Raw genomic sequence first — 7,364 nt, 5'->3', positions numbered from 1 at the left:
ACTTGCTGCCAAAGGTGGGCGAGCTGGGATCCCCTGCCCTTGGCGTACAGCAGGCGGGATCCCTCTGCCTGAGGATCGGGTTCTAGGCGCAGCCAGAGGTAGGTTGCTGGCAAGTAGGGCAGGTACTGAGGCCATTCGATGGCGGTGATCCCAGCTTGGCTCCAAAGTTCTTCCAGCCCCAGATCGTCGAGAGCTGAGGACTCGGCTCCGCCAGAGGGGGATCCCAGACGGTAGAGATCGCAATGAAAAAGAGGGATCTGTCCGGTGTGGTATTCCTGGAGCAGCACGAAGGTGGGGCTGTCGATGGGTTCAGGGATCCCCAAGCCCTGGCCTAGGCCCTGTACAAAGGTGGTTTTGCCGCTGCCCAGGTTCCCTTCTAGAAGGATCACTAGGCCGGGAGGGGGGTTTATCCTGCTCCTGCCCTGGGGGTTGTGTTGCTGGCCTGAAGAGTCAAGGAGGCGAACGGCAGCCTGGGCTACCAGGGCCGCCAGCGATTGGGTGGCAGCGGCAGAGGGCAACACCAGAGGAGAAGCTTGTTGCCAAAGCTCTTCATCTCGTGCGCTCGCCATGGCTTACGGCTCCTTCGAGGGGTGCTCAGGGGTGGGGATCCCTGTCGAGAGATCAGGTGAGGGCCTCACTGGGCTTAGGTGAGCAGAAGCACGTCTTTGGGCGGTCAGCATCACGGCCAAGCCAGCTCCGATGAGCAACAGGCTCACTCCCTGGGCCACTCGCAAGGATCCCAGCATGAGGCTGTCGGTGCGCAGCCCCTCGATCCAGAAGCGTCCAAGGCTATACCCCAGCAGGTAGAGACCCAGGAGGCTACCAGGCGGAGGCTGACGCCGATAGCTCAAAAAGAGCAGGATCCCGAAGAGGCCCAAGTTCCAGAGGGACTCGTACAGAAAAGTGGGATGCACACGGGATCCGTCGGGGAGCTGTAGCTGGATCCACAGAGAACTATCCGGAGGCAAAACCTCTCCATAGGCCTCGTTGTTGAAGAAGTTGCCCCAGCGACCGATGCTCTGGCCAAGGCTGAGGGAAGGAACGATGCAATCGGCCAGCAGCCAGAAGTTCAGCCGCTGCCGGCGGGCAAATAGGTAAAGTGCCGCACTGCCCCCCAGCAAAGCGCCATGGATGGCCATCCCCCCCTGCCAGAGGGCCAGGACTTTCCACCAAGGGCCATCTCGATATCGCTCCCACTCAAAAGCCACGTAGTAAAAACGGGCAAGGGGCAGGGATCCCACCACCAGCCACAGCAGCAGATCAGACATGGAATTGGGGGGAAGACCGCGCCGTGCCGCCAGGTGGCGGGCCAGGAGCAAGCCCAGCACCATGGCTAAGCCGATCAGCAGGCCATACCAACGCAGGCTGAAGGGGCCCCAGGTGAACACAATTGGACCGGGGGATTGCAACACCAGGGTCATGAGCACGGCGGTATTCCTGAACTGGTCTTTCTAGCTCACTCTACCTATTCTGCGACCCTCACCCCCAGCCCCTCTCCCTAAGGGAGCAACCCTCACCCCCAGCCCCTCTCCCTAAGGGAGAGGGGAGCTGGGAACTGAGGCAAGGTGCGAGCTGACTGCAATTGGAGGGAGATACAGAGGAGAGGGATCCGCTGAGGGCAACAAGGCGACAATGTTAGAATGCAGGCTCGATTTTCCACCGCAACTCCTGGGGGAGGGTGCTGGCCATGACCCGAAGCAAAGCTGCTGCCGTGAACAATGGAGACGACTTGGACAAGTTGAAGTCGGAGAAACGCAAAGCTCTGGATCAAGTGTTGGGCCAGATCGAGCGCAATTTCGGCAAAGGGGCGATCATGCGCTTGGGAGATGCGGCCCAGATGCGGGTGGAGACCATACCCAGCGGCGCTATCACCCTCGACTTGGCCATGGGCGGTGGCTACCCCAAGGGGCGAATCATCGAAGTCTTCGGGCCGGAATCTTCTGGGAAAACCTCGGTTGCTCTGCACGCCATTGCCGAGGTGCAAAAACGAGGGGGAACAGCCGCCTTTGTGGATGCCGAGCACGCGCTGGATCCCACTTATGCAGCAGCTTTGGGGGTGGATATCCAGAATCTGCTCATCTCCCAGCCAGACACGGGGGAGGCAGCTTTGGAGATCGTCGATCAACTGGTGCGATCTGCTGCTGTGGACATTGTGGTGGTGGACTCGGTGGCAGCGCTGGTTCCCCGCGCCGAGATCGAGGGGGATATGGGAGATGCCCACATGGGACTACAGGCCCGCCTGATGAGCCAAGCACTGCGCAAGATTGCCGGCAACGTCAGCAAAACCGGATCAATTGTTCTGTTCCTTAACCAGTTGCGCTCCAAAATCGGCGGCATGGGCTACGGCCCCCAGGAAACCACCACCGGCGGCAATGCCCTCAAGTTCTATGCGTCGGTGCGGCTGGATATTCGCCGCGTGCAAACTCTAAAAAAAGGTGCTGAAGAATACGGGATCCGAGCGCGGGTCAAGGTGGTGAAAAACAAAGTTGCTCCCCCCTTCCGGCGGGCAGAATTTGACATCATCTTCGGCCAGGGCATCTCCAACATCGGCTGCATTGTCGATTTGGCTGAGGAGATGGGCATTCTCAAACGACGCGGTTCCTGGTACAGCTACAAAGAGGAGAATGTGGCCCAAGGGAGAGACAATCTGGTCGTTTACCTGAAAGAAAAGCCGGAGATCCTGGCGGAGGTGGAAGCGGCTGTGCGGGAAAAACTTTCTGCAGGGGTAACGGTTTCTGCCAGCCGACCGGGGGGGATGGAGGAGGGAGAGCAGGAAGAGGTTGAGGCCCCCATCTTTGCAGATGAGGAGTTGTGAAACGAGGGCGGCTCTTCAAGCTGTGTCTCTCAACTGGGCTCGCCGCTGGCGCAAAGCTTCGTAGAGCAGCAATCCCCCTGTCATGGCCACGTTGAGGGATTCGACGCCCTCGGCCATCGGGATCCGCACCTGGGCATCGGCCTGCTGGATGGTGGATGCCTTTAGGCCAGCCCCTTCGTTGCCCAAGAGAAAAAGGGTTGGCCGGGTGAGGTCGTGATCCCAATGGCAGGTGGCCAGAGGGGAGAGGGTGGCGGCCAAAACTTGGATCCCTTGGCGACGACAGGCCTGGATCCAGGTGGGCAGGTCGGGCAAGACTTGCGGCGGGCGGCGAAACCACTGGCCGGCGGAGGCCCGCAGGACTTTGGGGTTTTCCGGATCGACGCTGTCTGCGCTTAGCCAGAGGCCATCGGCTCCGGTGGCCGCCACGACGCGGATCAGGGATCCCAAATTACCTGGATCTTGCAGGGCTTCGACCACCAAGCCCAGGCGCAACGCCTCTGGGGGAGGGGAGGCGATTTGCCGGCTAACGGCCACAGCTACAACCCCTTCCGGAGACTCGGTGGTAGAGAGGGCCGCCATCACTTCTAGGCTGACGGCCTGCCGCCGCAGATGCTGGGGCAGGCTGGCCAACAACTGGGGATGACGCTCGGCCCAATCGAAGGTGTAGCAGACAGCTCGCAGAGGCCAGCCGACCCCCAGCGCCTCTTCGAGGAGGTGGGATCCCTCTATTAAGAAGGCGCCCTGTTCCCGCCGGCCTTTGCTGCGGTGCAACTGCCGCAACTGCCGGATCCAAGGGTTTTTTGGGCTGGTGAGGAGCTCAGAAGCCATGCGGAGGAAGAGGAGAGATGGAACGGGGAAGGCTTAATCGCAGCGGCGCAGCCGTTGGATAAAAAATCCATCCCGATCCTGGCGATGGGGCCAGATGAGCAGGGGATCCCCTTCGGCGGCCCAGTGGGGATGCCGGTTCAGAAAAGACTGGATGACCGCCTCGTTTTCAGCAGGATGCAGGGTGCAGGTGGCGTACACCAACAGTCCGCCCGGCTTGAGCCAACGGGCTGCCACCTGCAACAGCCGACCCTGCAGATGGGCCAGCTCCTGCACCTGATCGGGGGTTTGGCGCCAGCGGGCATCTGCATGGCGGTGCAGGGTTCCCAGGCCGGAGCAGGGAGCGTCCAGCAACACCCGGTCGGCGCTCTGCCAGGGGGGCAGGGGGGCAGGGGGTTCGGCAGCGGCGCTCAGGGATAACAGGTCGATGGCCAGGGGACGGATCGAGCGCAAGCCTAAGCGCTGCACATTTTCCTCTAGGCGCCGCAGGCGGTGGGGATGGCGATCCAGGGCCCAGATCTCGCCGCGATCCTGCATCTGCTCGGCCATGTGGGTGGTCTTGCCGCCGGGGGCGGCACAGCAGTCGATCACCCGTTCCCCTGGCTGGGGATCCAGCCAATGCACCACCTGCTGGGCGCTGGCATCCTGAACACTCCACCAGCCCTGGGCAAAGCCCGGCAGGGCCCTGATATCGCCGGCAGGCCGCCCTAGCCGCAGGGCGCCCGGCACCTCAGGGATGGGTGAGGCGGGGATCCCCACTTCTGCCAAGGCTTGAATGACTTTGTTCACATCTGCCCGCAGCGGGTTAACCCGCAGATCCAGGTGGGGCGCTCGGTTGAACCAGGCGCACAACTGCTCGGTCTCGGCTGGCCCCAGGCGCTCCCACCAGAGGCGCACCAGCCAGTCGGGAAAGCTGTGCCGGATCCCCAAGGCCTGAATCGGATCCGTGGGCAGCGTGTCCTGTAAGGGCTTGAGGGGATCCTTTTCGGCCCCATCCAACGCTTGCCGCTGGTAGGCACGCAAGATGCCGTTCACCACCCCTGTCAAGGATCCCAGGCCCACCTGGCGGGCCAATTCCACGCTGGTGTGGATGGCGGCGCTGGGGGGGATGTGATCCAGAAAAGCCAGTTGGTAAAGGCCAAGGTGCAGAATCAGCCGCAAGTCGGGCGGTTGCTGGTGGGCAGAGCGGCGGGCAAAGCAGTCGATCAGGGCATCGAGGGTGCGGCGACGGCGGGTAACGCCGTACACCAGCTCGCTGACCAGGTGCCGGTCGGCGGGGATCAGGCGGCTATGGGCCAACAGGTGCTCCAGCACCAGGTCGGCGTAGGCGTTTTGCCGCTCGATCTTCTGCAGAGCCAAGAGGGCCAGTTGACGCGCGTTCATGGTCGCCCCAAAGGTTTTCCTATCCGCTGCCCTTGTCCAGGATCCCCGCTGGGCGATACTGGAAAAGCTCTTCTCCAGGGATCCCATCATGCCTCACGCCAGTGTCTTTCTCGAGGTGATCCCCGCCATCGACCTTTTGCAGGGCCGCGCCGTGCGTCTTTACCAAGGCGATTACGCCCAGGCGGAACAGGTGGCCGCCGACCCCATCCAGCAGGCAGAAATCTGGGCTGCCCAAGGGGCGCCTCGCCTGCACGTGGTAGACCTGGACGGGGCCAAAAGCGGGGATCCGGTTAACTTGCCCATCATTGCAGACATCGTCCGCAAACTGGCCATCCCGGTGCAGGTGGGGGGCGGGATCCGATCTCTCGAACAGGCGCGGCAGTTGCTGGACTTGGGGGTAGATCGGGTGATCGTCGGCACTGTCGCTGTGGAGGATCCCAACACTCTAGAGGCGATGACTCAGGCCTTGCCAGGACGCATCTGGGTGGGGATTGACGCTCGCCAAGGGCAGGTGGCTACCCGCGGCTGGCTGAACACCACCCCCCTGCCGGCCACCGAACTGGTGCAACGGGTACAAGCTCAAGGGGCTGCCGGGATCATCTACACCGACATTGGCCGGGATGGCACCCTGGCCGGCCCCAACCTGGAGCAGTTGCGGCAGGTTCTGGCTGTTTCCCGCCTGCCGGTGATTGCCTCTGGGGGCATCGGCTCGCTGACGGACTTACTTGCCCTGCTGAGCTTGCCGGGTTTGGCCGGAGCCATTCTGGGCAAGGCCCTTTACTCAGGAGCCATCTCCCTGCCGGAGGCGTTGCGCGCCGTGGGGCCGGGCCGCTGGCAAGATCTGCCGCCAGAAACGGGATCCCGGTGGGCCTAGGAAGAAACAGCCCTGGCAAAATTTTTGCCATACTCTATGAAACCGACATGTAACTAAACAGCTTCTGGGAAACCAACTGGGAAGGAAGCTCTTCCCCAGACTGACTCTTGTCTAGGCGTTTATGGAAGTTCCCGCCCTTCGCCCCGCCGTTCAAGCCTTACAGCCGGAGTTGGTGGCCTGGCGCCGCCACTTGCATAAGTACCCAGAGCTGGGTTTCCAAGAGAAGCAAACTGCCGCCTACATCAGCCACCGCCTGAGAAGTTGGGGGATCCCGCACCAGACCGGCATCGCCCACACCGGCATTGTGGCCACCATCGCGGGAGAAGAGCCAGGGCCGGTTTTGGCGCTGCGGGCCGACATGGATGCCCTACCCATTCACGAGGCCAACGAAGTCGAATACCGTTCCGCCATCCCCAACGTTATGCACGCCTGCGGCCATGATGGCCACACGGCCATTGCCCTGGGCACCGCCAAGCTGCTGCAGCAGCAGCGCCAAAGCCTCAGAGGCACCGTCAAAGTCATTTTCCAGCCCGCTGAAGAAGGTCCCGGCGGAGCCAAGCCAATGGTGGAAGCGGGGGTGCTGAAGAACCCAGATGTAGAAGCCATCCTCGGCTTACACCTGTGGAACAACCGTCCTCTGGGCACCATTGGCGTCAAAAGTGGCCCCTCGATGGCCTTTGCCGATCGCTTTCAACTCGAGGTCATTGGACGGGGCGGCCATGCCGCTCTTCCCCAGCAGACGGTGGATGCGATTGTGGTCGGATCCCACATTGTGAGCGCTTTGCAGACCATCGTCTCCCGCAACGTGGATCCACTGCAGCCGGCGGTGGTGACGGTGGGCCGCTTCCGGGCCGGCGATACTTTCAACGTCATCGCTCCCAGGGCAGAGATTTGGGGCACCGTGCGCAGCTTTCAGCCGGAAGTGCGGGATTTGCTGGCAAGGCGTATTGAAGAAATCGTGGCCGGCATTTGCCAAGCCTACGGGGCCACCTACGAGTTCCAGTACGAGCGGGGCTATCCGGCGGTTCACAATGACCCTGCCATAGCAGCCCTGGTAGAACAAGCCGCCCGCCAGGTGTTTGGTTCAGAAGCCGCGATCGTTCCTGAGATGACCCTGGGCGGGGAAGATGTCTCGTTTTTCCTCAACGAAGTGCCCGGCTGCTACTTTTTCCTGGGATCCGCCAACCCTGCCAAAGGACTAGACTATCCCCATCACCATCCCCGCTTTGACTTTGATGAAGCTGCTCTCGGCATTGGCGTGGAGCTGTTCTTGCGCTGCATTGAAAACTACACCGGAAAGACTTTGGGCTGAGGGGAGCACTTCCCAGAAAAGCTATGGCCACTGGAATATAACTGACGAAGCCGCTCGCTACGTCAAGTCCTAGCTCCCCTCTCCCTCAGGGAGAGGGGCTGGGGGTGAGGGCCTCAGGGAGAGGGGCCGGGGGTGGTCGCGTGAGCGGCGCGGAG

7 protein-coding genes are annotated in these 7,364 nt (G+C 62.0%); 3 read left to right on the top strand and 4 right to left on the bottom strand.

The window, feature by feature from the left end; translation table 11 throughout:
* Both tsaE and lgt read right to left on the bottom strand, forming a co-directional pair.
* Positions 1–569 (bottom strand): tRNA (adenosine(37)-N6)-threonylcarbamoyltransferase complex ATPase subunit type 1 TsaE (tsaE, locus tag NW853_RS03355; RefSeq protein WP_414347753.1); only part of this gene is annotated, 569 nt, incomplete at its 3' end.
* A 3-nt stretch (positions 570–572) separates the two neighbouring features.
* Positions 573–1,421 (bottom strand): prolipoprotein diacylglyceryl transferase, encoded by an 849-nt coding sequence (gene lgt / locus NW853_RS03350; protein WP_414347756.1) that lies wholly within the window; start codon positions 1,419–1,421, stop codon positions 573–575.
* A 266-nt stretch (positions 1,422–1,687) separates the two neighbouring features.
* Here lgt and recA point away from each other — a divergent pair, with 266 nt between their 5' ends.
* Positions 1,688–2,815 (top strand): recombinase RecA, encoded by a 1,128-nt coding sequence (gene recA, locus NW853_RS03345; protein ID WP_414347750.1) that lies wholly within the window; start codon positions 1,688–1,690, stop codon positions 2,813–2,815.
* Positions 2,816–2,830: 15 nt separating this feature from the next.
* Here the strand turns inward: recA and NW853_RS03340 are convergent, their stop codons facing one another.
* Positions 2,831–3,643 (bottom strand): TrmH family RNA methyltransferase, encoded by an 813-nt coding sequence (locus NW853_RS03340; protein WP_414335762.1) that lies wholly within the window; start codon positions 3,641–3,643, stop codon positions 2,831–2,833.
* Positions 3,644–3,676: 33 nt separating this feature from the next.
* Positions 3,677–5,023: a 16S rRNA (cytosine(967)-C(5))-methyltransferase gene (locus tag NW853_RS03335; protein ID WP_414347748.1), complete on the bottom strand. Its 1,347-nt coding sequence runs from the start codon at positions 5,021–5,023 to the stop codon at positions 3,677–3,679.
* Positions 5,024–5,111: 88 nt separating this feature from the next.
* Between NW853_RS03335 and hisA the strand changes: the two genes are divergently transcribed.
* Entirely contained in the window at positions 5,112–5,897 is a 786-nt protein-coding gene (gene hisA / locus NW853_RS03330) for a 1-(5-phosphoribosyl)-5-[(5-phosphoribosylamino)methylideneamino]imidazole-4-carboxamide isomerase (protein WP_414335765.1), read from the top strand.
* A 121-nt stretch (positions 5,898–6,018) separates the two neighbouring features.
* Positions 6,019–7,209, top strand: coding sequence for a M20 metallopeptidase family protein (locus NW853_RS03325; protein WP_414347746.1), 1,191 nt, complete (start codon positions 6,019–6,021; stop codon positions 7,207–7,209).
* Positions 7,210–7,364 lie beyond the last annotated feature (155 nt).

Source organism: Synechococcus sp. H55.11 (genome assembly GCF_047462475.1).
Lineage (GTDB): Bacteria > Cyanobacteriota > Cyanobacteriia > Thermostichales > Thermostichaceae > Thermostichus.
Note: the sequence above shows the minus strand (reverse complement) of the source record. Positions and strands in the feature narration are given on the sequence as shown.